This is a genomic window from Luteibacter sp. Sphag1AF, from assembly GCF_014192715.1.
Taxonomy (GTDB): Bacteria; Pseudomonadota; Gammaproteobacteria; order Xanthomonadales; family Rhodanobacteraceae; genus Luteibacter.
In genome coordinates this window covers 224,333-250,462 of sequence record NZ_JACHYH010000004.1, presented here as the reverse complement: position 1 = coordinate 250,462, position 26,130 = coordinate 224,333, and the positions used below count along the sequence as shown (strand labels likewise).

The window sequence follows — 26,130 nt, the reverse complement described above, 5'->3', positions numbered from 1 at the left end:
GTTTGAAACGGCAGTCATTACCACCGCCTCTGACACGCCGCCGACGTCCGACAAGGCGCAGCAGCTCGACGCCGTGTCGGTCATCGGTCAGGGTGAAACCCGTCAGGTTCAGCGCATCACGCCGGAAGACCAGCGCGTGCTTCCGCCCGGTACCAGCCCGCAGAAGGTGCTCAATCGCCTGCCTGGCGTTTCCGTGCAGGCAAACGATGCCTTCGGCGCGAATGAAGAGTCGCAGACCATCACGCTGCGCGGCTTCAACACCACCCGCCTTGGTTACACGATGGATGGCCTGCCGCTGGGCGACAACGCCTACGGCAACTACAACGGCCTGAACATCAGCCGCGCGCTGATTGCTGAAAACCTCACGTCGGTGGAACTGGCCGAAGGCATAGGCTCGCTCGGCACGCCGTCTACCAGCGACCTGGGCGGTGCGATCCAGTATTTCTCGTCCGATCCGTCCAAGACCTTTGGTGGCAAGGTGTCCCAGACCATCGGCAGCGACAACAACCGTCGCACGTACGCGCGTATCGACACGGGCGACTATCACGGCTTCTCCATGTACCTGTCCGGCATTCATGCCGGTGCGGACATGTGGGCTTCGCCGAATTCGCCGACCAGCACCAAGCAGTTCAACGGCAAGGCGGTATATGAATTCGGTGAAGGCAATCGCATCACCGCGTTTGCCGATACCTCGCGTACCAGCCAGGCTGACTACACCTACCTTTCCAAGAGCGGCATGCAGCGCGGCCTCGGCTGGGACTGGAATCTCTACGCACCGGACTGGCAGCGTGCGCTGGCCGCCGCGTATTGCTCGCCGGCTTACACCAAAGGCACGGTGAAGGATGCGCGCTGCGGCTTCTCCGGCGGCGTGGACAACATCGACGACGCGTACTACCTGAGCCGCGCGCTGCGTAACGACAATCTGTACTACCTGGCCGGTGACTTCGCCGTGGCCGATGGCGTCACGCTGCACACGCAGGTGTATCACCACGAAGACGAAGGCCAGGGCCACTGGTGGGCGCCGGGTCAGAAGTCCAACCCGGGCACGGCCCAGGAGCTGCCGATCTCCCTGCGCAGCACCAACTACACCATCAACCGCAATGGCGCGATTGCGTCGCTTCAGTATGAAATCGGTGGCCATCATCTCGAAGCGGGCGTCTGGTACGAGAAGAACAACCATCACGTCGAGCGCAACTTCTATTACATCACCGGCCCGATCAACGATGACCGCTTCCTGACCAACCCGGATCGCCGCCTGTTCTCGCAGGACTATGTGATCACGACGAAGCAGGCGTATATCCAGGACAGCTTCAAGCTGCTGGAAGACAAGCTCAGCGTCGATGTGGGCGTGAAGAGCCCGCACACCAGCATGGTGGCGCGTGAACTGCCGGGGGTGGAAAGCCCGTATGCCAACGGCCGCATTGACGCAGGCAAGGCCTTCCTGCCGCAGATCGGTGCCGCCTATGAGCTGGCTCCGGGCCAGGAGTTTTTCCTTTCCTATGCGAAGAACATCGCGGCGTTCCAGGGCGGCGGTGCTGGTGGCCCGCTGTCGGTGACGCAGGCGGCGTTCAACGCGACCCGCGGCACCCTGAAGCCCGAGCAGTCGCGTACGTGGGACGGTGGTTTCCGCAGCACGGGTCGCTTCTACGAAGCCTCCATTGCGGTCTACGACGTGCGTTTCGACAACCGTCTGCTGTCGCTCAACCCGTGCCCCAGCATCGAGCAGGGTACGCGTCCGGAGTGCAACACCGCTTTCGTGAACGTGGGTTCGGTCAAGAGCCAGGGTGCCGAACTGACCTTCATCCTGAAGCCCATCAAGGGCCTGGAATGGTACAACTCGGTCTCGTATAACGACTCGACCTACGAGGACAACTACGTGGCCAACGGCGCGATTGTTCCGGTGAAGGGCAAGACCACGGTCGACACGCCCAGGAAGATGTTCGCCAGCGAAATCAGCTGGCACCAGGGTCCGTGGTTTGCCAGCCTGCGCGGCAAGTACACCGGCAAGCGCTACTACACCTATACCAACGACCAGAGCGTGGCGGGCGCCACCAGCTTTGATCTGGGTGCCGGCTACTCGTTTGGCCCGCTCATGGGTCTGAAGGATCTGGCGCTGGCGCTCAACGTCACCAACCTGACCGACAAGCGCTACGCCACCAACCTCACGGCGTTTGCCGGCACCGACCCGAACGGCCGTGCACTGGCCTTCCACGCCAGCGCGCCGCGCCAGAGCTTCCTCACGCTGTCCGCGGAATTCTGAGCATGACGATTCGTCTATCCTCGTGCGTTCTGGCTGCCGTAATGGGAACGCTCGCGATGTCTGCACATGCCCAAAGCTCCACGCCCCCGCTGGCGCACAAGGTTCTGGTCATCGGTCACCGGGGCGCCAGTGCGCTCCGGCCCGAGCACACGCTGGCCTCGTACGCCAAGGCTATCGAGGATGGTGCGGACTTTATCGAGCCGGATCTGGTTTCCACGAAGGACGGCGCGCTGGTAGCGCGCCACGAGAACGAAATCGGTGGCACCACCGACGTCGCCTCGCATCCGGAATTCGCAGCGCGTCGGGCCACCAAGACCATTGATGGCGTGTCGGTCACCGGCTGGTTCACGGAAGACTTCACGCTGGATGAGCTCAAGACCCTGCGTGCCCGCGAACGCCTGCCGGAGATCCGCAAGGAAAACGCCCGCTACGACGGTCAGTTCCAACTGGTGACGTTCGACGAAATCATTGATTTCGTGGCGGCGGAATCGGCGGCGCGGGGCCGCGTGGTGGGCATCATTCCGGAGATCAAGCACTCCACGTACTTCATCGGCCTGGGCCTGCCGATGGAGGACAAGGTGCTGGCCACCATCGACGCGCACACCTATACGCGTACGGCGCCGGTCGAAATCCAGTCGTTTGAAGTGGGCAACCTGCGTTACCTGCGCGGCAAGCTCGGCAAGTCGCATCCGAATGTGACGCTGCTTCAGTTGATCGAGGCACCGGCGTCACACCCGGCGGATGAGCCCGGTCTCACTTACGCGACGATGATGAGCCCGGCAGGTCTCAAAACGGTCGCTACGTATGCCGATGCCATCGGCCCGGCCACGCGCAGCATCATTCCGCTCAATGCGGACGGTTCGCTGGGCAAGCCGACGGCGCTGGTCCGTGACGCTCACGCAGCTGGCCTTCTGGTGCACCCGTATACCTTCCGCCCGGAAAATCACTTCCTGGCGAAGGACTTCCGCAGCACGGCGGGTGATGCGGCGCGCAACGATGCGGGTTCCATCGCGGAAATCCGTGCCTATCTGGCGGCTGGCATCGATGCGTTCTTCACCGACGACCCGGCGCTGGGTCGCAAGGCGCTGGACAGGTAAACAGCCGCCGGGGTTGAGGATCATCGGAAACCCCTGGGCGCGCGATTGGCTATGATCGCCGCCTCGCCAGTTTTCAGGGGTTGTCTGATGTCGGTGTTCCAGAAATTTCTCCGCCACAAGTCCGTGGAGATGTTGCAGGCGGAAGTGGGCGCGCGCCGCGACTTCCGCCGCGTGCTCGGTCTGTGGCAGCTGACCGCCATCGGCATCGGCGGCATCATCGGCGTCGGCATCTTCGTGCTGGCCGGCCAGCAGGCAGCGGTCAACGCGGGCCCTGCCGTAGCCCTGAGTTTCATCATCGCCGGTCTGGGCAGTGCCTGTGCCGCCCTGTGCTACGCGGAATTCGCGGGTCTTATCCCCGTCACCGGAAGTGCCTACACCTACGGCTACGCCGTGCTGGGCGAAGGCGCGGCATGGATCATCGGTTGGGATCTGCTGCTTGAATACGCCCTGGTGGTGGCCGTGGTCGCCATCGGCTGGTCGGGGTACGTGCAGGTCCTGATGGCCTCGGCGGGAGTGCATCTTCCCGAATGGGCGCAGAAGAGCATGAGTCCGGACACCATGCGCTACTTCTGGCAGCAGGGTCTCGTTGCCGTCGGCATCAGCGTCTCCGATCCGGTTCCCGGCCCGACCGACGCGCATCGCTTCAATGTCATTGCCGCCGGCATTTCGGTACTGGTCGCCATCCTGCTGTCCGTCAAGACTGAGTGGGGCGCCCGCCTCAACACCGTGATCGTCGGCATCAAGGTCATCGGCGTGCTGCTGGTGATCGGCGTCGGTGCCTTCTTCATCAACACGGCCAACTGGCACCCGTTCATTCCCGAACGCATCTTCGACGCCAAGGGCATGGGCCATTTCGGCTGGCACGGTGTGCTGACCGGCGCGAGCGTCGTCTTCTTTGCGGTGTTCGGTTACGACACGCTGACCACGGCCGCCGAAGAAGCGAAAGAACCGCAGCGTGATCTGCCCCGTGCGGTGCTGCTGTCGCTGGCCGTCGCCATGGTGCTGTACATCGCCGTGTCGCTGGTGCTCACCGGCATCGTTCCTTACACGACGCTCGGCGGCGAAGCCTCGGTGTCGGATGCGTTCAATGCCATTGGCCTGCCGTGGCTCAGCAACGTCATCGCCGTGGCAGCCGTCATCGGTGTCATCAGCGTGCTGTTTGCCTTCATGCTGGGTGCGGCGCGCATCTGGTTTGCGCTGTCCCGCGACGGCCTGCTGCCTGCATGGTTCTCGCGCGTGCATCCGCGCTTCGGCACGCCGGCCCGTCCCACCATGATCCTCGGCATCTTCACCGCGCTGGTCGCCGGTCTGCTGCCCATTGGCGAAGTGGCCGAGCTGGTCAACATCGGCACGCTCAGCGCATTCATCCTCATCTGCGCCTCGGTGCTGGTGCTGCGGGTGCGCAAGCCCGGCCTGGAGCGCAAGTTCCGCACGCCGGCTGTCTGGTTCGTTGCCCCACTGGGCATGCTGTTCTCGGCCGCGCTGATTTACGGCCTGCCGTGGATCACTTTCGAGCGCTTTGCCATCTGGATGCTCATCGGCCTGATCGTGTATTTCGCTTATGGCGTGCGCCACAGCCGCCTGAATCGCTGACGGCATACCCGGGGAAACGTCCGGCTGGCGCATCCGTTGCGTCAGTCGTGACGAATGGCAGGGTGGGTCGGGGGGGCGGTGCCGTTAGCATCGACCGCTTGCGCGGCGGGTTGACCCGGGCGCGCGACCCACAAGCTCGGCAAGGATGGCGGAGCGCTACCAGCACCTTTCGGGAGACCCCATTGAAAGCCACCATCCTCGCCTCCGCGCTGCTGGCCGCCATCGCCGGTATCGGCGCGTCGGCCGCTCATGCTGATGTACCGCCGCCGCAGGACGTCGCCTATAACGGCACCCTGAAGCTCTCCGTGGACGCCACCGATCTCAACCACCGCATTTTCCGCGTGCGTGAGACGATCCCGGCCGCGGCTGGCCCCCTGACCCTGCTGTTCCCGCAGTGGATTCCGGGCCACCATTCCCCGACCGGCCCGATCGACCAGTTCGCCGGTCTCGTGGTCACGGCGAACGGCAAGCGCATCGAGTGGACGCGCGATCAGATGAATGTGTATGCGTTCCACGTGAACGTGCCCGAAGGCGCCACTGGCGTCGACGTGGAGTTCCAGACGCTGACCGCGCAGGACACCCGTCAGGGCCGCATCGTCATGACGCCTGAAATCGTCAACGTGCAGTGGAACCAGGTGGCGCTTTACCCGGCCGGCTACAACGCTGACCGCGTGCAGATCGAAGCTTCGCTCAAGCTGCCGGAAGGTTTCCAGTTCGGCAGCGCGCTGGAAGTGGCCAGCCAGAGTGGCAGCACGGTCAACTTCAAGCCCATTGATTTCGACAACCTGGTCGACTCGCCGGTCTTCGCCGGCAAGTATTTCAAGCGCGTGGACCTCGATCCGAATGGCCGCTCGCCGGTTCACCTGAACATCGTGGCCGACAACGCCAAGTCGCTGGAAATCAAGCCCGAACAGCTCGAAATCCACCGCAAGCTCGTCCAGCAGATGGACAAGCTGTACGGCGCACGCCACTACAACCACTACGACTTCCTGCTGGCCCTGACTGAAAAGCTGGGTGGCATCGGTCTTGAGCACCACCGCTCCAGCGAAAACAGCGCCTCGCCGGGTTACTTCACCGAGTGGGACAAGAACTGGATGGGACGCGACCTGCTCGCGCACGAGTACAACCACTCCTGGGACGGCAAGTACCGTCGTGGCGCCGATCTGGCCACGCCGAGCTTCAACGTTCCGATGGGCGACAGCCTGCTGTGGGTGTACGAAGGCCAGACGCAGTTCTGGGGCAACGTCGTTGCGGCCCGTTCGGGTCTGGTGACGCAGGATCAGGCGCGCGATTCGCTGGCCTATGTGGCAGCAACCTACGACCAGGGTCGCCCGGGTCTGTCCTGGCGCAACATCCAGGACACCACCAACGATCCGACGATTGCACAGCGTCGTCCGCTCGCCTATCGCAACTATCAGATGAGCGAAGACTACTATTCCGGCGGCCAGATGGTGTGGCTGGACGTGGATACGCGTCTGCGCGAACTGACAAAGAACAAGCGCTCGCTGGACGATTTCGCCAAGGCGTTCTTCGGCATGAAGGACGGTGACTGGAAGGTCAATCCGTACACGTTCGAGGACGTGGTCTCCACCCTCAACGGCATCGCGCCGTACGACTGGGCGACCTACCTGCGCGAGCGCATCGACGGCCACAAGGGCCCCATCGACGGCATCGCACGCGGTGGCTGGAAGCTGGTCTACACCGACAAGCCGTCCGACGCCGTCAAGGCCATCGAAGCCCGTCGCGGCTTCGCTGACCTGACCTACTCGCTGGGCGTGTCGGTCTCCTCGAAGGGCGACATCGGCGACGTTCGCTGGGATGGTCCGGCCTTCAACGCCGGCCTGTCGCCGGGCATGCACGTGGTCGCGGTCAACGGCAAGGAATTCTCCGGCGAAGCGCTGAAGGATGCCGTCACCGCAGCCAAGGGCACCAACGTGCCGGTCGAGCTGCTGGTGAAGAACTTCGATGAGTACAAGACCGTTCGCATCGACTACCACGACGGCCTGAAGTACCCGCATCTTGAGCGGGACACCAGCAAGCCCGACTGGCTGGGCGAGCTGTACAAGGCGAAGTAAGAAGAAGGCGCCCTTCGGGGCGCCTTCTTGTATGGGTGCGGGACCGGACCCCGACGCGTCGACGGCGCGCGAATCGCGAGACGCCCCGCTCTCACGCAGGGGCGGTGGCCTGCATTCCGAAGGGTCGCGGGCCCCCTCCATCTCCGCTACACTACGCGTCCGCTGCACCTGCGCCCGTAGCTCAGCCGGATAGAGTAGTGGCTTCCGAAGCCATTGGTCGGGGGTTCGAATCCCTCCGGGCGCGCCAGTTTTTCTGTGTGAGCATGCCTCAGAACAAGGGCAGCGAGCCTGCCAGCGAGTCGTGCTCCTTCAGCGTGGACATCGTCTTGCGCGCGAATTCCCGAATGTCCGCATCCTCGCCATGCGTGGCTTCCAGTTCGTAGATGCCCTGCGCGTTCTTGTCCATCTTCACCACCGTGTCCGAGTACGCGCGATCAAAATCGGCGCCGGTCATCTCCCCCAGTTTGGAAATGATCTGCTGCTGATCCGGATCGGATGACGTGGCCAGTTGCTTGCCCTTGCTGCCGGCCAGCTTCGCCATGTCGACGTTGATGGCGGTGTGGTCGGTGACCATGCGTTCACCGAAGCTCTTCACGTCGCTGGAGCCGGCATGGCCGGCAGCGAGCTTGCCAAGCGCGATCTGCGTGAGTCCCGCAGCGCTGGCCTGGCGCAGGAAATCGTTGTCCACAGCCCCTGCCTTGCTCGCAGGAGCTTGCGGCGGCTGTGCCCAGGCAGCCGCTCCGCCGAAGACGAGCCATGTTGCTATCAGGGCCCTGTGAAAACCGTGCATGCCGTTCTCCTCAAGCCGTGGCGCGACGTTAAGCCCCGTCAGGTGCAGGCCACGTGCATGACGGATTTTGCGAAACCGGACACGTTCCACAACGCAATATGTCGCGAATCGGTCACGCTTGCCCCTTATCGTCCGCGGCTCGCCCCGACGGTACGGGGTTGAGCATCAATGGATTTATTGGGGACCTGGAATGCACGGAAATATCCGCAAGCGCTGGCTTTCGGCGGCCATCGCGTCGCTCTTGATGGCCAGCACGGCTTATGCCCAAAACACCTCCTCATCGCTCAGCGGCCGCGTCCTGGACGCGAGCGGTGCGCCTGCGGCTGGCATCACGGTAGAAATCGTCCACGTTCCCTCGGGCACCACGCGCGTGGTGACCACGGATGCCGAAGGTCGCTACAAGGCGCAGGGTCTGCGCGTCGGTGGTCCGTTTGACGTCACGGCAAAAACGCCGGGTGGCGCAGCAGAACGTGACGACATCTACCTCACGCTCGCGCAGGACACGAGCCTGGACCTGACGGTCTCGGCGCAGGGCAGCACGGCGCCGACGCAGATGGAAGGCGTGACGGTGCGGGCCAACGCCACGGACGTGGCGATGGCGCAGATCTTCACCGCCGACAACAAGGGCATGGGCACCCAGGTGTCGCAGCAGGAACTGAAAGTGCTGCCGGTGCCGAATCGTTCGATTCAGGACATTGCGCGCCTCAACCCTGCGATCACCATCACCAACAAGAGCAAGGGCGAGATTTCCGCGCTCGGCCAGAACAGCCGCTACAACAACATCACCATTGACTCGGTGCCGACGAACGATTCGTTCGGTCTTGAAGACAACGGCCTGCCGGCGCTGAATCAGCCCATTTCGCTGGATGCGATCGAGGCATACAACATTTCCACCGCCAACTACGACGTCGCCAACAAGCGCGCTGTGGGCGCGAACATCAACATCGTGACGAAGAGTGGCACCAACGACTTCCACGGTTCGGTGTATTACGTGTACCGCAACGCCAGCAACATGGTGGGCAAGAACCAGGCGGGCGATGAGTTCAAGGGTTACACGCGCCAGTGGACCGGCGGCGCCACCGTCGGCGGCCCCATCATCAAGGACAAGCTGTTCTTCTTCGCCAGCGTGGAGAAGTCCAAGACGCTGGCGCCGGCGCCGAACTTCGGCCCGCTGGGCTCGGGCAAGGGAAACATCGTTCCGATCAGCCAGGCTGATATCGACCGCATCTCGCAGATCGCCTCCAGCCTCGGCATGACGCCGGGCACGCTGAACGCGGCGGGCGCTGACCAGCAGGAAAAGCGTGGCCTGTTCAAGCTCGACTGGAACGTGGCCGATGGCCATCGCCTCAGCCTGCGCTACGACAAGACCAATAGCGAACAGCCCAACCTCAATGGCTACAGCACCTCATCGACGTCGCCGAGCCTGAGCCTTTCCAGCTACTGGTTCGATAAGCATCGCGAGAATTCGCAGTGGGTCCTGAACGCATACGACGACTGGAATGATTCGTTCTCGACCGAGGCCGCGTTCTCCTATTCCAAATATGACGCCAGTCCGACGGTGCAGACGCGCCAGCCGCAGGTGAAGGTTTATACCAACGGTGTGGTCAACGGCAGCACGATCACCGGTCCCTTCGTGAACCTGGGTGAGGAAGAGTTCCGTCACTACAACATCCTTGGCATCAAGAGCTACAACGGCTTCTTCGCCGGTACGTGGTTTGCGGGCGATCACACCATCAAGGCCGGTGTCGATTACCAGCGTGACGAGTTCTACAACCTGTTCGGTCGCACGGAATTCGGCGCTTACGTCTTCCCCAGCATTGATGCGTTCGCCAACAAGAATTACTTCAGCTATTCGGTGTATCAGCCGACCGATGGCAACCTGGACAGCATCGCCGCGCGCTGGAATCTGACGCAGTGGGGCCTGTTTGCACAGGACACCTGGCAGATCGGCAATCTCTCGCTTCAGTACGGCCTGCGCTATGACCTGCCGAAAGTCAGCAACGCACCGCTGAACAATCCGGCCTTCAACAGCGCGTTTCCGGGCTACCCGAACAACGCGACGATTGACGGCAACGGCGTGCTTGAGCCGCGTGCCTCGTTCAACTACAGCTTCAACACCGAGCGTCCCACGCAGTTGCGTGGCGGTATCGGCTTGTCCGAAGGTGCGCCTCCGGGGGTGTGGTTGTCCAACCCGTATACGAATAACGGTCTGTCACTGACCAGCTACTCGTCGTCCAACGGCACGGGCTTTACGGCTGACCCGATGAATCCGCTGATTCCGTCCAACGTGCGCAAGGGTGGTTCGCCCGAAGTCGACGTAACGGACGCGAACTTCAAGATGCCCACGGTGTGGAAGGCGAGCCTGGGCTTCGATCATCAGCTGCCGTGGTCCAACCTCGTGCTCACCGCCGAAGTGGAGCATCTGGAAACCAAGAATGCCGTCCGTTTCCAGGATCTGAACCTGGGTGCGGCCACGGGCGTGCTGCCGGACGGCCGCGACAGCTATTGGACCACCACGAATCCTGACGCGTTCCGTACCGTGGGCAAGACCTCCACGGGTGCCGCCATCTGCGCCACGCCCAACGGCGTGTGCGCATCGGCGCGTGCCAATCGCAATCCGGCCTTCGGCAACGTCATCTATCTGAGCAACACCAGCAAGGGTCAGGCGACTTACGGCACGCTCCAGTTGTCCAGGCCGTTCACGGCGGACTCCGACTGGTCCGGCTCGGTGGGCTTCGTGTTCGGCAGCTCCAAGGACGTGAGTTCGGGTAACGAGAAAGTTGCCGCCAGCACGTGGGCAAACGACGCCGTGTTCAACCCGAATGCGGATGCGACAGGCCACAGCAACTTCGAGATCAGCCGCCGCATCATCGCGTCGCTGAGCTGGCAGCATCGCTTCTTCGGCGATTACACGACCAGCGTTTCGGCCTTCTACGATGGCCACACTGGTCAGCCGTACAGCTGGACGTTCGGCAATGATGTCAGTGGCATCAATGCCACAGGTACGTCCTGGCCGCTGGGTCTGGCCTACATTCCGAAGCCGGGTGACGTGCAGTTCCAGGCGGGTACGAAGCAGGCCACCATCGACCAGTTCTACAGCTTCATCGGTCGCGACAGCTACCTGAAGGGGCGCGAGGGCACGGTGGCCCAGCGTAACGGTGCTCATTCGCCGTGGGTCAACGAACTGGACATCGCCATTCGCCAGGAGATCCCCGGCCTGTTCAAGGGCAACAAGGGTGAGCTTCGCCTTGACCTGTTCAACGTTACCAACATGATCAACAAGCGCTGGGGCCAGGTCCGCGACATCGGCTATCCGTACATGCGCAGTCTGGCGAACTTCGCGGGCGTGGACCCGGCCACGGGCAAGTACGTGTACGCATTGCCGGTGGATGCGAAGGGTAACTACAACCCGGGTGGTTACGTGACCGAAGATGATCGTGCGCAGTCGCGCTGGTCAGTGCAGATTACGGCTCGTTACACGTTCTGATAAGGCATAAAAAAAGAGACGGTGCCGGCAGCTCTGGGGGCATGCCGGTACCGCCTCTTTTCCCTTTAACCAGGGTTGGTTATATGCGAGGCCCGCGACGCAGGCCACCAAACAGCAGCGACAGGATAAACAGGATCAAAAACACCACGAACAGAATCTTGGCGATGCTGGCTGCACCCGCGGCGATGCCGGTAAAGCCGAAAACCGCGGCGATGATGGCGATGATGAAGAATACGACGGCCCAGTGCAGCATGTTTGACTCCTCACTTGAGTTACGCCCCACGTGTGCAGGGATCGCTCGGTTGAATTTCGGCGGCGGGTGAATAGCCGTTCCGGGTGTCATTCGACCATTCCTGGATTGAATTTCACGTCAGTGCCCGGTGAGGTGAGGTATCACCAGGTTTTGTCGGGCCGTACACATCGGCTGGCAAAGCGGCGATTTGCCAGGGCTAGAATGAGGTTCCGCATGCCTTTGAGGCCTGATCCGGTGGACTACACCAACTCTGCTGAAACCGGCCCGCATGACGACTCGCTGATCCGCGAGCTGAATCACCACGTGCGCAACATGCTTTCCGTGATCAGTGCCATGGCATCGCAGACCCTGGGCGGTTCGGGCGATCGTCCGGAGGTGGATGCGTTTGTGGGGCGCGTCGATGCCATGAATCGCACCTACCGGCTGATGACGGAGCTCCAGTGGAGGAGGCTGTCATTTGCCCGCCTGGTGGCAGAGGCGCTGGGTGCGCTTGTGGAACCTGGGCGCTTCTCGCTCAGCGGGCCGACCGTACTTCTGAGCCCCCGGGAGGCCTGGGCCACTGGCATGGTGTTGCACGAGCTGGTGGCCAATGCCGTGAGCCACGGGGCGTTGTCTGTACCTGCCGGGCAAGTGGACGTGCACTGGTCATCGAACGCCGTTACGGGCGAGGTGGCCATTCTCTGGACGGAACGCGATGGTCCGCCCGTGCTTCCGCCGGCTCTCCGGGGCTTTGGTCTCCGGTTGATCGAGCGGCAGCTGGCGCACGAGGTCAATGGCGGCAGTGAGCTGATTTTTGATCCGGCGGGCCTGCAAGTTACCCTCCGGCTTCCCGCCTCGCATGCCCGTTGAAGCCTTGCGAATGGACGTCCATGCGGTTGTCCCCGGCTTCGGGGAAATCGTTTACGTGCAAAAGCGGGCAGGGGTCATAAAAAAATGATCATGAAAATGCGTATTAACTGACGCATCTCAGTGTGGTTTTCGCGTGAAGGTTCGGCGTATGCTGGATTTGCGGGGGGAAAACCAGACAAAGGGGGCGTCGTGGATGTGAATATGCCGCGCGTACTGGTCTTTGAAGACAATCTGTTGCTGGCCGGCACGCTGGAAGACGTGCTGGCGCGACTTGGCTGTCGCGTCGTGGCCAGCGCGGCGTCGGTGGACCGGGCCATGGCATCTGTCCGCGACACTCCGTGTGACTTCGCCGTCGTCGACCTGGATCTCCAGGGGTGCATGGCGTGGCCGGTGCTCGATTCGCTGTCCAGCCGGGGCATCGCGTACATCGTGACTACGTGCGCGCGTCCGGCGGACATTCCCCCTGAGTATGTGGACTCGCTGACGGTCTCCAAGCCCTACGACATGCAGCAACTCAGCCGCGCTGTGGATGCGGTGCGTTTGCACGAGCATATTTGATTCGGGCGAGCCCACTCGCGGGATTTGCGAGCCCGTCCATAAAAAAAAGCGACCGGGGAACCGGTCGCTTTTTCGTTGGCACGGTGAAGAGGCGCTTAGCGCTTCTTCACCTCGAATGCCTCGTTACCCACAGCCTGGCCATTGAGCGAGACGGTGAGCTTGTACTTGCCTTCCGGCCACTCGGTCGGATTCTGGATCTTGAAGGTGGTGACTGCCGGGCCGTCGGTGCTGATGGACTGGCTGATGTCGCTGACCGTGGTGACGGTCTCGCCATCCTGGTAGGTCCACTTCGCATTCAGCGTGGCGCCGGCCGAGGTGCCGTCGGTGGCAACGCTGGCGTAGATCGTCTTGTCGTTGACGACGAAGGTGTTCTTGGCCTTGGCGACCTTCTTGTCGGCGCCCACGGCATTGCCGAGGGTGACGGAGGAAACCTTCAGCGACTCACCCGCTGCGGCGGGAGCGGCGGGAGCGGCGACCGGCGTTGCGGCGACCGGTGCGGTGCTGGCGGCTGCCGGAGCGGCCACGGCGGCGGTGGAGGCGGCGGCCGGAGCGGTGGAAGCGGCAGCCGGAGCAGCAGCCGTGGCGGACGGTGCCGGCGCGGCGGCCTGCTCTTCCTTCTTGCCGCAGGCGGTAAGGACCAGCATACCGGCGAGGGTAGCCGTGGCGACAACGGTGGAGCGGAAGGAAAGCTTCATGGCGTGTGATTCCGGATACGTTCGATTCAAATCGGGGGACCGCGGCGTGGTTTCCCCTGTGGCCGCGGCAGAGTACAGGCTACGTAAGTAAAGGCAAGAGCAATGAAGTGCGCATGAACGGCCCCGTTACTGGCGGGCGCCACGCGGATTGGCAGGCACCGCGGTGGGGTCGGTACTGCGGAACGGATTGATGTCCAGGCCGCCGCGGCGCGTGTAGCGCGCATAGACGGTGAGGGCGACGGGCGCGCAGCGCGCCGTGATGTCCATGAAAATGCGCTCCGCGCACTGCTCGTGGAATTCCGTGTGGTTGCGGAACGAGACGATGTAGCGGAGCAGCCCTTCGCGGTCGATGGGGGCGCCGGTATAGCGGATCTGCACGCTGCCCCAGTCCGGCTGACCGGTTACCGGGCAGTTGGAGCGCAGCAGGTGGGAAACCAGTGTTTCGGTGACTTCGGCGCCCTCGCCCGTGCCGAGGAAGTCGGCACGGGGCGGCCCGTAGGCGTCCATCGCGATGTCCAGATCGTCCACCACGAAGCCCTTGGGCTCCTCGATGGGCGTGCCTTCCAGCTGACGGGGCGTGTGCAGGACCACGGAAACCGGCCCGCCTGCCGCCGCCGAAAGATCACGCTCCAGCACCGCGCGCAGGGCGTCGGTGTCAGTCAGCGGCTCCTGGGCGAAGCTGTTCAGATACAGCTTGAAGGACTTCGACTCGATGATGTTCGGCGTGGTGGCCGGTACGCGGAACTCCGCGATGGCCACCATCGGCTTGCCGGCGGGGTTCAGCCAGGACAGCTCATAGCCGTTCCAGACGTCCGTGCCGTGGAACGGCAGCGGATGGCTGACTCCGATTTCGTCGCGCTTTCCCTGGCGGGGAATGGGGAAGAGCAGCCCGGCGTCGTAGCGGTCGGCGTAGACGGTGGCTTTGCCCAGCGGCGAATGATCAGGGGACGACATGGCGGTTCAATGCATTCAAAGAACCGCCATTGTACGTGAGAGGCGCCTCAGCCGTTGAGGGAGCTCATCATGGTGGGCAGGTAACGCTCGCCCGCCACCGCATCGGCCGGGAAGAACGCGTTGATCTGCGCGACCTCCGAAGGCTCCAGCCGTACGTCCAGTGCTCCTGCGTTTTCCTCCAGATACTTGCGCCGCTTGGTGCCGGGAATGGGCACGATGTCGTCACCCTGTGCCAGCACCCAGGCCAGCGCCAGCTGTGAAGGCGTGCAGCCACGCGCGGTCGCGAAGTCTTTGACCTTCTGGACCATCTGCAGATTCCTGGTGAAGTTTTCACCCTGGAAACGCGGGCTGTTCTTGCGATAGTCGTCGTCCTCGAAATCTTCCGGCCGGGTGATCGCGCCGGTGAGAAAGCCGCGGCCCAGCGGGCTGTACGCCACGAAGGCGATGCCCAGCCTTCGGCAGGTATCGAGGATGCCGTTGGTTTCCGGATCGCGCGTCCACAGCGAGTATTCGGTTTGCAGCGCGGTAATGGGGTGAACCTTGTGCGCACGCTCGATGGTGGCGCTGGACGCTTCGGACATGCCCAGGTAACGCACCTTGCCCTGCGCCACCAGGTCAGCCATCGCGCCGATGGTTTCCTCGATGGGCACCTCGCGGTCCACGCGGTGCTGGTAGTAAAGGTCGATGTAGTCGGTGCCAAGGCGCTTCAGGCTGCCTTCGACCGACTTCTTCACATAGTCCGGCCGTCCGTTGATGCCGCGGGCGCCGGGGTTGGATGTGTCGCGGACGATGCCGAATTTGGTGGCCACAAACACTTTGTCGCGACGGCTGGCGATAGCCTTTCCGACCAATTCTTCATTGGTGTGCGGGCCGTAGGCGTCGGAGGTGTCAAGGAAGTCGATGCCCAGCGAGAACGCGCGTTCCAGCGTGGCCATGGATTCGGCGTCGTCGCGGCCGCTGTAGAACTCACTCATGCCCATGCAGCCGAGGCCGAGGGCGGAGACCTTCGGGCCGTGCTTGCCTAAGGTGCGATGGTTCATGCCTGTTTTCTCCGGGGCGAGGGGGTAATCGGAGCGGCCGAGGGGGCCGGGTCCGCGGGGATGTCGGGAAGGGGCTGGTCGTACATCGTGCGGTAGAGCTCGATTTTTTCGTCCAGCCGGGCAATGGTTTCGGTGAGCTGGCGCAGTTCTTCGCGCATGCTGGGCCAGCAGGTCGCCTTTCAGGCGCACGTTGGCCGGGGACTCACCCTCGCGACGCAGGCGTGCGTATTCCTGGATGTCGCGCATGGACATGCCGGTGGCGCGCAGGCGCAGCGCGAACTCGATCCAGGCCATCTCGTTGTCCCCGTAAATGCGCTGTCCAGAGCGCCGGGGCACCGGATCGATGATGCCGATCTGTTCGTAATAGCGCAGGGTGTGCGCGGTCAGGCCCGTAGCGAGGGCGGCTTCGCGAATGCTGAGTGCGGTAGGCATGCAGGGACGATAACCCTTCGAGCGCGCTCGAAGTCAACAGGTGTGCGTGAAGGGATTTTCATGTCCTCGCAAACCTGTGAGCGACGCACGTCGCGCTCAATTGATTCACGTCAACGAGGGCTGGCCGGGACAGCGTAGAAATGTTGCTTACCCTCGCTCAAACGGTTCAGCTCATGCCCACCATCGACACCCGGCACGTTCGCGCGCATCTGATCGGCGGCGGTATTGCCAGTCTGGCGACAGCAGTGTTTCTCATCCGGGATGGCGGCGTGCCGGGGAGGCACATCACCATCTATGAGGAGTCAGGGCGCTTCGGCGGTGCGCTCGATGGCGCAGGCGATCCCACCAACGGCTACGTCGTGCGCGGCGGCCGGATGATCGAGAGCAAATATCTGTGCACGTACGACCTGTTCGATTCCATTCCCACACTGGATGGCGGGCGCACGGTGACGGAAGAGATCATGGCGTGGAACCGGGTGCTGAAGACCGATTCCAAAGCGCGCCTGGTGCGCGGTGGTCAGCCGATCCCCGCTCCGCCATTCGGTCTGACAGAGCGACAGATCGTGACGCTGGAAGCGCTGGCCGTGACGCCGGAAGCCATCCTTGGCGACAGTTCCATCGCTGACCGCATGGATCGGACGTTTTTCGGCACCAACTTCTGGCTGATGTGGTGTACGACATTCGCGTTCCAGCCGTGGCACAGCGCGGTGGAATTCAAGCGCTATCTGGTGCGTTTCATTCACATGGTCGGTGGCTTCAACAGGCTGCGCGGCATCATGCGCACGGTTTACAACCAGTACGACTCCATGGTGTTGCCGCTGTCGCGCTGGCTGAAGGATCGCGGCGTGCGTTTCGAGGCCAACACCGAGGTGACCGATCTTGGCTTCGTGCATGGCGAGGATGGTGAGCGCGTGGAGGCCATCTTCTATCGCCGTGATGGCGTGTTTGCTGCGATGACCGTGCGTCCTGACGACATCGTGGTGGCGACGCTGGGGTCCATGACGGAAGCCTCGTCGCTGGGCGACATGGACCACGCGCCTGTGTTGCCTGGCAAGAAGGACGGCGGCGCATGGAGCTTCTGGGAACGCATTGCGCGCAACCGTCCGCATCTGGGCAATCCGCGCGCATTCTGCGATCACGCCGACGATTCGCGCTGGACCTCATTCACACTGACGTTGCGTGATCCCGCGCTGCTTCAGCACATCCTCGACATGACAGGCAACGTGCCAGGCGAGGGCGGACTCATCACTTTCGCTGATTCGCGCTGGCTGATGTCGATCGTCGTGCCGCACCAGCCGCACTTCATCGGTCAGCCCGATGGCGTGCAGGTGGTGTGGGGCTACGCGCTGGACATGAGTGCGCGCGGCAACTTCGTCGATAAACCCATCGGCGAGTGCAGTGGTCGCGAGATCCTGACGGAGTTGCTAGGCCAGTTGGGGATCGACGACAGCGACAGGCGCATCGCAGCGAGCACTACGTGCATTCCCTGCATGATGCCGTTCATCACCAGCCAGTTTCTTCGCCGCAAGGCGGGAGATCGTCCTCAGGTTCGTCCGGAGGGTTTCCACAACCTGGCCATCGTGGGGCAGTTCTGCGAGCAGCCGGACGATGTGGTGTTCACCGTGGAGTACTCGGTACGCTCGGCCATGACGGCGGCGTGGTCACTGCTGGGGCTGACGCGCAAGCCACCCCAGGTTTACAAGGCGAAACACGATCCGACCGCGCTTCGCGATGCGTATCGTGCGCTGCACTCCCATGGCGCCACGGCCGGGGAGTGAGCGCACGACGATGGGCTTCAGGCCGTGGGCAGCGGCTCGACAGGCGTCGGCTTGTGGTCGGCGTCCAGCGCAATCATGGTGAACGTGCCGCGCGTGCACAGCTCGCGCTCGCCGGAGATCAGGTCTTCGGTGAACATGGCCACGTCGATCTTCATCGAGGTGCGGCCCACGCCGACCACGGTGGCGATCAGCTCCACCATCTGGCCCTTGCGCACAGGCACGTGGAAATCCACCTGCTCCGAACGCGCGGTTACCACCACCTTGCGCGAGTAACGCGACGCGGCAAGAAAGGCGGCCTTGTCCATCCACGCCAGCGCCTGGCCGCCGAAAAGCGTACCCAGGTGGTTGGTGTGATCCGGGAAAACAATTTCCAGGAGACGGGCTTCGGTGAGGCGGGTAGCGGGCTGCATGGGGATTCTCAGGGGTATTGTGCAATGCAGCATTATAGCCCTTTCCGGCTGGCCGCACGCCAGACACGGGCTTAATGCCGCCCCCTCGGGGACGTCCTGGGGCCACTAAAAAGCCCGCCGCTGCGTGGCAGGGGCGGGCTTTCAGCCGGGCAGCGGGATCAGAACGATGCGTCGAACGTGACCTCGCCCTGCACGCCGACCTGGTAGGACGACACGCGGCGCTCAAAGAAGTTGGTCAGTTCCTGCACGTCCTGAAGGTCCATGAAGTCGAACGGGTTCTTCGAGCCGTACTTCTTCGGCATGTCCAGCTGGACCAGGCGCTGGTCGGCGCAATATTCCAGGTACTGGCGCATGTCGTTGACCGACAGGCCGGCAACGCCGCCGGAGAGCACGTCGGCGGCGAACTGGGTTTCGCATGCGATGGCGTCTTCCATCATCGCTTCGACCTGCGCGCGCATTTCGTCGTCGAACAGATCCGGTTCCTGCTCACGCACGGTGCGCACCACCTCGAACGCGAAGGCCATGTGGCCGGACTCGTCGCGGAACACCCAGTTGGTGCCCGAAGCCAGGCCGTGCAGCAGGCCGCGCGAACGCAGGTAGTACACGTACGCAAACGCCGCGAAGAAGAACAGACCTTCGATGCATGCGGCGAAGCAGATCAGGTTCAGCAGGAACTGGCGGCGATGCTCGCGGGTTTCCAGGCGGTTGAGGCCCTGGATGGAGTCGATCCACTTGAAGCAGAACTCGCCCTTCTGACGGATGGACGGAATGTTCTCGATGGCGGCGAACGCCTTGTTGCGCTCGGACGGCTCGGGGATGTAGGTGTCCAGCAGCGTGAGATAGAACTGCACGTGCAGCGCTTCTTCATACAGCTGGCGGGAGAGGTACATGCGCGCTTCGGGCGAGTTCACGTGCTGATACAGGTTCAGCACGAGGTTGTTCGACACGATGGAGTCACCCGTGGCGAAGAAGGCGACGAGGCGATGGATCAGGTGGCGATCCGCATCGGACATCTTGGTGTTGAGGTCCGAGGTATCCAGCGAGAAGTCCACTTCTTCAACGGTCCACGTGTTGCGGATCGCGGCGCGGTACATCTCGTAGAACTGCGGGTACTTCATCGGCCGCAGGGTCAGCTCAAAGCCGGGGTCGAGAATGTGGGAATCGCGGGTGATCGGAGCTGCGGACATAAAGTGAACCTCGAAATTCGGTGGGGCATGGAACAGGGGGTCAGGAGCCGGGAGGAACCTCGTTGAAGGCTCGCATCCCGGTCTCCCGCCCCGCTTTTGTTTTTACTGGCAGGCTTCGCAGTACTCGGGGTTCTCAAGCGAGCAGAACACCGCCGCCGTTGCCTCTTCCTGCGCAACCACCGGGGCTGCGACCGGAGCCGCTGCCGCGCCCGAGGAGACCGTGGTCTTCTGGATGCGGGTGGCGGGACGCGAACGCAGGTAGTAGGTCGTCTTGATGCCGGACTTCCATGCGTACATGTACATGGAGGACAGCTGGCCGATGTTCGGATTTTCCATGAACAGGTTCAGCGACTGGCTCTGGTCGATGTACGCGCCGCGTGCGGCTGCCAGGTCGATGAGGGCCTTCTGCGGCAGTTCCCACGTGTTGCGGTACACCTCGCGCAGCGGCGCCGGGATGGCGGTGATGCCCTGCACGGAGCCTTCAGCCAGCTTGATGGCGTCGCGCACGTCGGCCGTCCACAGGCCCAGGGTCTTCAGCTCTTCCACGAGGTAGCGGTTGACGACGAGGAAGTCGCCCGACAGCGTTTCGCGCTTGAACAGGTTGGACACCTGCGGCTCGATGCACTCGTAGCAACCGGCGATGGACGCGATGGTTGCGGTCGGGGCAATGGCGATCAGCAGCGAATTGCGCAGGCCGTGCGTCTTGATCTTCTCGCGCAGGGCAGCCCAGCGGTCGTCCTTGCCGGTCGGCGTGGCCTGCGGCCAGTAGTCGAACTGCAATTCGCCGTTGGCCGCACGGGTTTCCGCGAAGCCCGGGTGCGCGCCTTCACGCTCGGCGATCTCGTTCGACATCGTCAGGGCGTTGAAGTAGATCTCTTCAGCGATGCGGGTGGACAGCGCCAGTGCTTCGGCCGAGTCGAACGGAAGGCGCAGCTTGAAGAAGACGTCCTGCAGGCCCATCACGCCCAGACCCACCGGACGCCACTTCACGTTGGCCGTCTTTGCCGTGGCAATCGGGTAGAAGTTCAGGTCGATCACGCGGTCCAGCTGGCGCACGGCAATGCGCACGGTCTGGGCCAGCTTCTCGTAATCGAACTGACCGTCGATGACGTGACGCGACAGGTTGATCGAGCCCAGGTTGCAGACGGCGGTTTCGCCTTCGGAGGTGACTTCCAGAATCTCGGTGCACAGGTTCGAGAGATGGATGACGTTTTCCGGTTTGGCCGTCTGATTGCTGGTGGCGTTGGAGCGGTCCTTGAAGGTCATCCAGCCGTTACCGGTCTGGGCCAGCGAACGCAGCATGCGGGCATACAGCTCGCGCGCCTTCACGGTCTTCACGGCCAGGCCTTCCGCTTCCGCCTTGACATAGGCGGCGTCGAACGTGTCGCCCCAGCTGTCGACGAAGTGCGGCACGATCTTTGGATCGAACAGCGACCAGTCGCCATCGGTTTCGACCCGACGCATGAACAGGTCCGGCACCCAGTTGGCCAGGTTGAGGTTGTGCGTGCGGCGTGCGTCGTCACCGGTGTTTTCACGCAGTTCGAGGAATTCCTCGATGTCTGCATGCCACGATTCCAGATACACGCAGGCAGCGCCCTTGCGCTTGCCGCCCTGATTCACGGCGGCGACCGAAGCGTCCAGCGTCTTCAGCCACGGCACCAGGCCGTTGGAATGGCCGTTGGTACCCTTGATCAGCGAACCACGCGAACGGATGCGCGAGTACGCCAGGCCAATGCCGCCGGCAAACTTCGACAGCTGCGCGACGTCGCCATACTTCTGGTAGATGCTTTCCAGCGCGTCCTGCGGGGAGTCGAGCAGGAAGCACGACGACAGCTGCTCGTGCGCCGTGCCGGCGTTGAACAGGGTGGGCGAGCTGGCAAGGTATTCCAGCGACGAGAGCAGCTTGTACAGCTCCAGCGTTTCGCCGATGTCGTTGCCACCGAGTGCGCAGGCGATGCGCATGAAGAAGTACTGCGGCGTTTCGATGACGGTGCGCTTCTGCGGATGACGCAGCAGGTAGCGGTCATACACGGTGCGCAGGCCGAAGTATTCGAAGCGGCGCGACGCGTGGATGTCGATAGCGTCGTTGAGCTTGCGCGAGTTGACCGTGACGAAGTCACGCAGGCGGTCGTTCAGGATGCCCAGTTCGTGGCCGCGCAGGATGGACTGCGAGAACGACTGGATTTCCTGGCCCGACACTTCCTTGTCCACAAACGCGGAAAGCAGGCGCGCGGCGAGCTGGCCGTATTCCGGCTCTTCCGCCGTGAGGGCGGCCGAGGTGCGGATCGACAGCTGGTCGAGTTCCTGGGTGGTGGCGCCGTCGTACAGGCCACCGATGGTTTTCAGGGCGACGCGCATCGGGTCGACGGCAAAAAGGCCGTCGGCGCTGCGAGTTACCGCGCGCACGATCTTGTTGACGTCGACGACTTCGTGGCCACCGTTGCGCTTGGTAACGCGCATCTGGCCGGGATTATGCGGAGGAGTCAGAGTGAAATCCGGTGCGGGACGCTCGGCGCTGGTCTTGTAGCCGGCGGCCGGAGCTTTGTCAGTGGAAGTGCTCGCGGCATCAGCCGTCGAGGTGGTGCGCTCGCGCGCGGAGGAATCCATGGTCGTCATATTCGGCTTGCCCCAAGGCCAGGAAAGCTCGCCTGCTCCCACGCGCAGGGCTGATTACCGGATGAGACGCGCGGAATGGGTCGTGGACGGGATGCCCGAAACGGGCCCCGCGCCGCGACGTGCCTCCCCGCGGAGGTCGTCACCACTACCGTCGCCGGTCGGACGGCGGTTGCTGGCAGGTCTTCGGACTCTGTGGGCTCGGCCCTTCCGGAGCCAGCCTACCTGTCGCTTCCCAGCTCTCAATAAGGGCCAGTGCATGTGACAGGATCGTTCCCACTTACCGCTGCGGGGCAGTTCCGGTTTCACACCGGATTCCCTTTTAAGTCCGCCCGACAGTCGCGTCTGGACGAACACCAACGAGGCACACGATATAGGCGGGAAGAGGGCAGGTCAACACAAGATGTAGTGTGTTAAGGCTATGTCATTGATTGGACTTCGGAACGAATTTTCGCGATGTTTCACGGCGAGTGAAGGACCAGAAAGCGCGGAAAATCTCAACCGTTTTGTGGGACTTTTTTACATGGAATGTAAGACGGCCGGGCAGCGCCCTAATGTGAAGATGACACTGACAAGTCCCGACACAGGGCCACGTTAGAATTGCAGGTCAGTCCCGGGGGAAGTTTGCCGTACATGCCGCCATCGTTCGCGCTTCACGATCATGCCCTTCTGAAGGAGGCGCTCCACGCCGTCCCTTACGGAATTGTCGTCGCCGACAAGGCGGGGACGATGTTGTTCGCCAACACATGGATGCAGAGCCGCCTGGCAGCGACGGACGCACAGCCTGGCTCGCAGGCCATCCTCACCCATTGGGTCCGGGCGGATGAAGAGCGACTGGCGATGGCATTGCAGGCAGCGGCTCGCGGCATTTCTACCCGGATGGAACTTACCGCTTCCCACGACCTGTCCCGCTGGATCGTGGTGATTGAGGCCACGCAGGAAGATGCCTCCTGGCTGTCCCTGGTCCCGGCACAGGCACCCCCGCCTTCCGATCTGGACGGCGCCGACCTGCGGCGGCGGGCGTTGGCCGAGCTCAGCACCATGCTGCGGGACGTTAACGACATGGCGGAGGTGGCTTACCGGGCCGCCGAGATTCTGGGACGGACCCTCGGGGTCAGCCGGGCCGGCTATGGCACCATCGATCCGGTCACCGAAACCATCACCATCGAACGGGATTGGAATGCGCCGGGCATCCATACCCTGGCGGGCGTGCTGCACTTCCGTGAGTACGGCACCTATATCGAAGATCTGAAGCGTGGCACCACGGTGGTGTGTGCCAATGCGTATGAAGACGCGCGCACGGCGGCGACGGCAGACGCGTTGCGCGCCATCAGCGCCGTGTCGTTCGTGAACATGCCGGTGACCGAGCACGGCGGATTCGTCGCGTTGCTGTACCTCAATCACGAGCACGCCCGCCGCTGGCTGCCTGAAGAAATTGCGCTGATGCGCGAATTCGCCAATCGCACGCGTGTTGCCGTGGAGCGTCGCCGCGCGGAGCAGGAGCTTCAGGCGCTGGCGTCCTCGCTGGAATTGCAGGTGGAAGAGCGCACCGCAGAGCGTGATCGCATGTGGCGCCTGTCCAGCGACATCATGGTGGTGGCCGACGTCCGGACCCATCTGCTGGCGGTGAGCCCGGCATGGACGGCGATTCTTGGCTGGACGGAAAAGGAAACCATCGGACGCTCGTACCTGGATTTCGTGCACCCGGAAGACATGCCGCGTACGGAAGTGGAAACCGATCATCTGGCGGGCGGCGATGCCACCCTTCGTTTTGAAAACCGCTATCGCTGCGTGGATGGCTCCTACCGCCATCTGTCATGGCGCGCTGTGCCGAGCGACGGAATCATCCACGCGGTGGCCCGTGACGTGACGGCGGATCGCGAACGTCAGGACGCCCTGCTCAATGCGCAGGAGCAACTGCGCCAGGCGCAGAAGATGGAGTCCATCGGCAAGCTCACGGGCGGCGTTGCGCACGACTTCAACAATCTGCTTCAGGTGATCAGCGGCAATCTGCAACTGCTTGCCAGTGACATCGCCGGCAACGAACGCGCCGAACGCCGCGTGGCCAATGCCATGGCCGGCGTCACCCGTGGTTCCAAGCTGGCCTCGCAGCTGCTTGCCTTTGGCCGGCGCCAGCCGCTGGCGCCCAAGGTCGTGAACATCGGCCGTTTCGTGCGCGAAATCGACGACCTGCTGCGCCGGGCGCTGGGTGAAGCGGTGGAAGTGGAGACGGTGATCGCCGGTGGCCTGTGGAATACGCTGGTCGATCCGACCAACGTGGAAAATGCGCTGCTGAACCTCACGATCAACGCACGCGATGCGATGGAAGGCCGTGGCCGCCTGACCATCGAAGCGGGCAACGCGCTGCTGGACGAATCGTATGCACAGGCGCACGGTGACGTGCGGGCGGGTCAATATGTGATGCTGGCCGTCAGCGATACCGGCTCGGGCATTCCCGCGGACATCATCGACCGCGTTTTCGATCCCTTCTTCACTACCAAGCCGGAAGGCCGCGGTACGGGTCTTGGCCTGTCGATGGTCTATGGCTTCGTGAAGCAGTCCGGTGGACACATCAAGATCTACAGCGAGCCCGGTCAGGGCACGACGGTAAAGCTTTATCTGCCGCGCTCCACGCAAAGCGAAGATCGCCAGGTGGCGCTGGACGAAGGGGAGGTGCGCGGAGGTGACGAAACCATTCTTGTTGCCGAAGACGACGACGCCGTGCGCGACATCGTGGTGGGGCTGCTCACGGAGCTTGGCTACCGCGTGCTGAAGTCACGCGATGCGCAGAGCGCGCTGTCGATCATCGAAAGCGGCATGGCCATCGACGTGCTGTTTACCGATGTAGTGATGCCGGGCCCGCTGAAAAGTCCCGAACTGGCTCGCAAGGCGGTAGAGCGCATTCCCGACCTGTGCGTGCTGTTCACTTCCGGCTATACCGAAAATTCCATCGTGCACGGTGGCCGGCTGGATGAAGGCATTGATCTGCTGAGCAAGCCATACTCCCGCGAGGCGCTGGCGCGGAAGATCCGCAGCGTGCTGGCCAACCGTCGCCGTCGCATGGTGCCTGCGCATCATGCGGCGTCCGAGGCGTCCGAATCGGTGACGCCCGTGATCCCCGCCGTGCCTGCATCGCTGCGCATTCTTGTCTGCGAAGACGACGCGTTGATCCGCATGTCGATTGTCGAGATGCTGGAAAGCAAGGGCCACCGCGTGTTTGAAGCGGCCGACGGCGAAGAAGCGGTGCGCGTGCACCAGACCCACCGCATCGACGTACTGCTGGCAGACGTGAGTTTGCCGGGTATGTCGGGTGTTGAACTGGCTCAGGAACTGCGGCGTATCCAGCCAGGGCTGCCCGTGGTATTCGCCACGGGCGACCGGATGGTGGATGGCATGGTGGACGACGGCCGCACGGCGGTGATCGGCAAGCCTTACGGCGCCAACGATCTGATGGCGGCCGTCAGCCGGGTGTTGACCGGGTCAGCGACTGCCTGACCGGTTACATCCCGATCATGGATTTGCCCTGTGACAGGACCTTGTCGCAGACCTTCTGGGTCAGTTTCTGCTTGAGGTCTCCGGTGGAGTTTTCTGCGCCGGAGCCGCCCAGCGCGCCAAGGTTCATGCTGCCTTTGGCGCCATTGCTGCCCAGCGAGTTCAGGTCGAAGCTCTTGCCGTCACCGGTTTTCAGGATGCCGGCTGCGCCATCGGTGTAGCCCTGGTCTTTAGTCGCCGATTTGCCGCCGACGCCGTATTTGCTCATCAGCTTGTCGGTGGCCGAGCCGTTGCTGGCATCGCTGGCTTTGCTGCTTCCACCCAGCGAACCCAGCAGCTTGTCTTTCACCCCGGCCGCGCCGCTGTCGCCGCCGAGAAAGTTGTTCTTCATGCAGAACTGGATGATGCCGGCCGCATTGCTGGCACTGCCGGAGGTCAAGGACGAGGCGGATGATCCGCCCATCATGCCCTTGAGCTGATCCATGCTCTGCGCGCTGGCACAGCCAGCGGCGGCAACGAGGAGAAGGGCGAAACAGGACGCTCGACGGGACGGACGCATGGCGTGAC

General features: G+C 63.0%; 18 protein-coding genes, 1 tRNA gene, 1 pseudogene and 1 riboswitch. Of the genes and pseudogenes, 10 read left to right on the top strand and 10 right to left on the bottom strand.

Annotated elements, in window-relative coordinates:
- Positions 1–16: 16 nt before the first annotated feature.
- The 5 genes from FHW69_RS12825 to FHW69_RS12805 all read left to right on the top strand — a co-directional run bounded on the left by FHW69_RS12825 (position 17) and on the right by FHW69_RS12805 (position 7,272).
- Positions 17–2,260, top strand: coding sequence for a TonB-dependent receptor (locus FHW69_RS12825; RefSeq protein ID WP_343204023.1), 2,244 nt, complete (start codon positions 17–19; stop codon positions 2,258–2,260).
- Positions 2,261–2,316: 56 nt separating this feature from the next.
- Positions 2,317–3,357 carry a glycerophosphodiester phosphodiesterase gene (locus FHW69_RS12820; protein ID WP_255494798.1) on the top strand — a complete coding sequence of 347 codons (1,041 nt, stop codon included), beginning with the start codon at positions 2,317–2,319 and terminating at the stop codon, positions 3,355–3,357.
- Between the two features lie 87 nt (positions 3,358–3,444).
- Complete coding sequence (locus tag FHW69_RS12815) at positions 3,445–4,950, top strand: amino acid permease (RefSeq protein ID WP_183423462.1); 1,506 nt, start codon at positions 3,445–3,447, stop codon at positions 4,948–4,950.
- Between the two features lie 182 nt (positions 4,951–5,132).
- Positions 5,133–7,025, top strand: coding sequence for a M61 family metallopeptidase (locus FHW69_RS12810; protein WP_183423461.1), 1,893 nt, complete (start codon positions 5,133–5,135; stop codon positions 7,023–7,025).
- A 170-nt stretch (positions 7,026–7,195) separates the two neighbouring features.
- Positions 7,196–7,272: transfer RNA gene (locus tag FHW69_RS12805), tRNA-Arg, on the top strand.
- Positions 7,273–7,293: 21 nt separating this feature from the next.
- Here FHW69_RS12805 and FHW69_RS12800 read toward each other — a convergent pair.
- Positions 7,294–7,713, bottom strand: a complete 420-nt coding sequence (locus FHW69_RS12800) for a DUF4142 domain-containing protein (RefSeq protein WP_183423460.1) — start codon at positions 7,711–7,713, stop codon at positions 7,294–7,296.
- A gap of 292 nt (positions 7,714–8,005) precedes the next feature.
- Between FHW69_RS12800 and FHW69_RS12795 the strand changes: the two genes are divergently transcribed.
- Positions 8,006–11,302: a TonB-dependent receptor gene (locus tag FHW69_RS12795; RefSeq protein WP_255494782.1), complete on the top strand. Its 3,297-nt coding sequence runs from the start codon at positions 8,006–8,008 to the stop codon at positions 11,300–11,302.
- A gap of 79 nt (positions 11,303–11,381) precedes the next feature.
- Here the strand turns inward: FHW69_RS12795 and FHW69_RS12790 are convergent, their stop codons facing one another.
- A complete protein-coding gene (locus FHW69_RS12790; protein WP_159896214.1) occupies positions 11,382–11,555 on the bottom strand; it encodes a DUF1328 family protein in 174 nt (57 codons plus the stop codon).
- Positions 11,556–11,768: 213 nt separating this feature from the next.
- On the opposite strand from FHW69_RS12790, the gene FHW69_RS12785 reads away from it, so the two are divergent.
- The gene (locus FHW69_RS12785; protein ID WP_183423459.1) at positions 11,769–12,404 is read left to right on the top strand and encodes a sensor histidine kinase; all 636 of its coding nucleotides are present in this window, start codon (positions 11,769–11,771) and stop codon (positions 12,402–12,404) included.
- Positions 12,405–12,593: 189 nt separating this feature from the next.
- On the top strand, positions 12,594–12,962 hold the full coding sequence (locus FHW69_RS12780) for a hypothetical protein (RefSeq protein WP_183423458.1): 369 nt from the start codon (positions 12,594–12,596) through the stop codon (positions 12,960–12,962).
- 95 nt (positions 12,963–13,057) lie between these two features.
- Here FHW69_RS12780 and FHW69_RS12775 read toward each other — a convergent pair whose 3' ends face one another.
- From FHW69_RS12775 to FHW69_RS19065, 4 genes and pseudogenes are all read right to left on the bottom strand, one after another.
- Positions 13,058–13,657, bottom strand: a complete 600-nt coding sequence (locus FHW69_RS12775; protein WP_183423457.1) for a hypothetical protein — start codon at positions 13,655–13,657, stop codon at positions 13,058–13,060.
- Between the two features lie 126 nt (positions 13,658–13,783).
- Positions 13,784–14,611 (bottom strand): NADPH-dependent 7-cyano-7-deazaguanine reductase QueF, encoded by an 828-nt coding sequence (queF, locus tag FHW69_RS12770; protein ID WP_183423456.1) that lies wholly within the window; start codon positions 14,609–14,611, stop codon positions 13,784–13,786.
- A gap of 47 nt (positions 14,612–14,658) precedes the next feature.
- Positions 14,659–15,651: an aldo/keto reductase gene (locus FHW69_RS12765; protein WP_255494797.1), complete on the bottom strand. Its 993-nt coding sequence runs from the start codon at positions 15,649–15,651 to the stop codon at positions 14,659–14,661.
- Positions 15,652–15,885: 234 nt separating this feature from the next.
- A pseudogene (locus FHW69_RS19065) lies at positions 15,886–16,083 on the bottom strand (MerR family transcriptional regulator); the annotation flags it as partial.
- A gap of 173 nt (positions 16,084–16,256) precedes the next feature.
- On the opposite strand from FHW69_RS19065, the gene FHW69_RS12760 reads away from it, so the two are divergent.
- On the top strand, positions 16,257–17,861 hold the full coding sequence (locus FHW69_RS12760) for an oleate hydratase (RefSeq protein WP_221195528.1): 1,605 nt from the start codon (positions 16,257–16,259) through the stop codon (positions 17,859–17,861).
- Between the two features lie 17 nt (positions 17,862–17,878).
- On the opposite strand, the gene FHW69_RS12755 is transcribed toward FHW69_RS12760, so the two are convergent.
- The 3 genes from FHW69_RS12755 to FHW69_RS12745 form a co-directional block, all read right to left on the bottom strand.
- Positions 17,879–18,271 (bottom strand): acyl-CoA thioesterase, encoded by a 393-nt coding sequence (locus tag FHW69_RS12755; protein ID WP_183423453.1) that lies wholly within the window; start codon positions 18,269–18,271, stop codon positions 17,879–17,881.
- Positions 18,272–18,429: 158 nt separating this feature from the next.
- Positions 18,430–19,458 carry a ribonucleotide-diphosphate reductase subunit beta gene (locus FHW69_RS12750; RefSeq protein WP_183423452.1) on the bottom strand — a complete coding sequence of 343 codons (1,029 nt, stop codon included), beginning with the start codon at positions 19,456–19,458 and terminating at the stop codon, positions 18,430–18,432.
- Between the two features lie 102 nt (positions 19,459–19,560).
- Positions 19,561–22,074: a ribonucleoside-diphosphate reductase subunit alpha gene (locus tag FHW69_RS12745; protein ID WP_183423451.1), complete on the bottom strand. Its 2,514-nt coding sequence runs from the start codon at positions 22,072–22,074 to the stop codon at positions 19,561–19,563.
- A 156-nt stretch (positions 22,075–22,230) separates the two neighbouring features.
- A riboswitch (cobalamin riboswitch) is annotated at positions 22,231–22,447 on the bottom strand.
- A gap of 353 nt (positions 22,448–22,800) precedes the next feature.
- Between FHW69_RS12745 and FHW69_RS12740 the strand changes: the two genes are divergently transcribed.
- On the top strand, positions 22,801–25,566 hold the full coding sequence (locus FHW69_RS12740) for a response regulator (protein WP_183423450.1): 2,766 nt from the start codon (positions 22,801–22,803) through the stop codon (positions 25,564–25,566).
- A gap of 4 nt (positions 25,567–25,570) precedes the next feature.
- On the opposite strand, the gene FHW69_RS12735 is transcribed toward FHW69_RS12740, so the two are convergent.
- Positions 25,571–26,122, bottom strand: coding sequence for a DUF2501 domain-containing protein (locus FHW69_RS12735; RefSeq protein WP_183423449.1), 552 nt, complete (start codon positions 26,120–26,122; stop codon positions 25,571–25,573).
- Positions 26,123–26,130: the final 8 nt, after the last annotated feature.

What these genes read in the sequence shown, in the direction of transcription:
- FHW69_RS12820 (WP_255494798.1), top strand. Translation starts at nt 2,317, where the DNA reads ATGTCTGCACATGCCCAAAGCTCCACGCCCCCGCTGGCGCACAAGGTT.
- FHW69_RS12815 (WP_183423462.1), top strand. Translation starts at nt 3,445, where the DNA reads ATGTCGGTGTTCCAGAAATTTCTCCGCCACAAGTCCGTGGAGATGTTG.
- FHW69_RS12795 (WP_255494782.1), top strand. Translation starts at nt 8,006, where the DNA reads ATGCACGGAAATATCCGCAAGCGCTGGCTTTCGGCGGCCATCGCGTCG.
- FHW69_RS12790 (WP_159896214.1), bottom strand. Translation starts at nt 11,555, where the DNA reads ATGCTGCACTGGGCCGTCGTATTCTTCATCATCGCCATCATCGCCGCG.
- FHW69_RS12785 (WP_183423459.1), top strand. Translation starts at nt 11,769, where the DNA reads ATGCCTTTGAGGCCTGATCCGGTGGACTACACCAACTCTGCTGAAACC.
- FHW69_RS12775 (WP_183423457.1), bottom strand. Translation starts at nt 13,657, where the DNA reads ATGAAGCTTTCCTTCCGCTCCACCGTTGTCGCCACGGCTACCCTCGCC.
- queF (WP_183423456.1), bottom strand. Translation starts at nt 14,611, where the DNA reads ATGTCGTCCCCTGATCATTCGCCGCTGGGCAAAGCCACCGTCTACGCC.
- FHW69_RS12765 (WP_255494797.1), bottom strand. Translation starts at nt 15,651, where the DNA reads ATGAACCATCGCACCTTAGGCAAGCACGGCCCGAAGGTCTCCGCCCTC.
- FHW69_RS12760 (WP_221195528.1), top strand. Translation starts at nt 16,257, where the DNA reads ATGCCCACCATCGACACCCGGCACGTTCGCGCGCATCTGATCGGCGGC.
- FHW69_RS12755 (WP_183423453.1), bottom strand. Translation starts at nt 18,271, where the DNA reads ATGCAGCCCGCTACCCGCCTCACCGAAGCCCGTCTCCTGGAAATTGTT.
- FHW69_RS12750 (WP_183423452.1), bottom strand. Translation starts at nt 19,458, where the DNA reads ATGTCCGCAGCTCCGATCACCCGCGATTCCCACATTCTCGACCCCGGC.
- FHW69_RS12745 (WP_183423451.1), bottom strand. Translation starts at nt 22,074, where the DNA reads ATGACGACCATGGATTCCTCCGCGCGCGAGCGCACCACCTCGACGGCT.
- FHW69_RS12740 (WP_183423450.1), top strand. Translation starts at nt 22,801, where the DNA reads ATGTTGTTCGCCAACACATGGATGCAGAGCCGCCTGGCAGCGACGGAC.
- FHW69_RS12735 (WP_183423449.1), bottom strand. Translation starts at nt 26,122, where the DNA reads ATGCGTCCGTCCCGTCGAGCGTCCTGTTTCGCCCTTCTCCTCGTTGCC.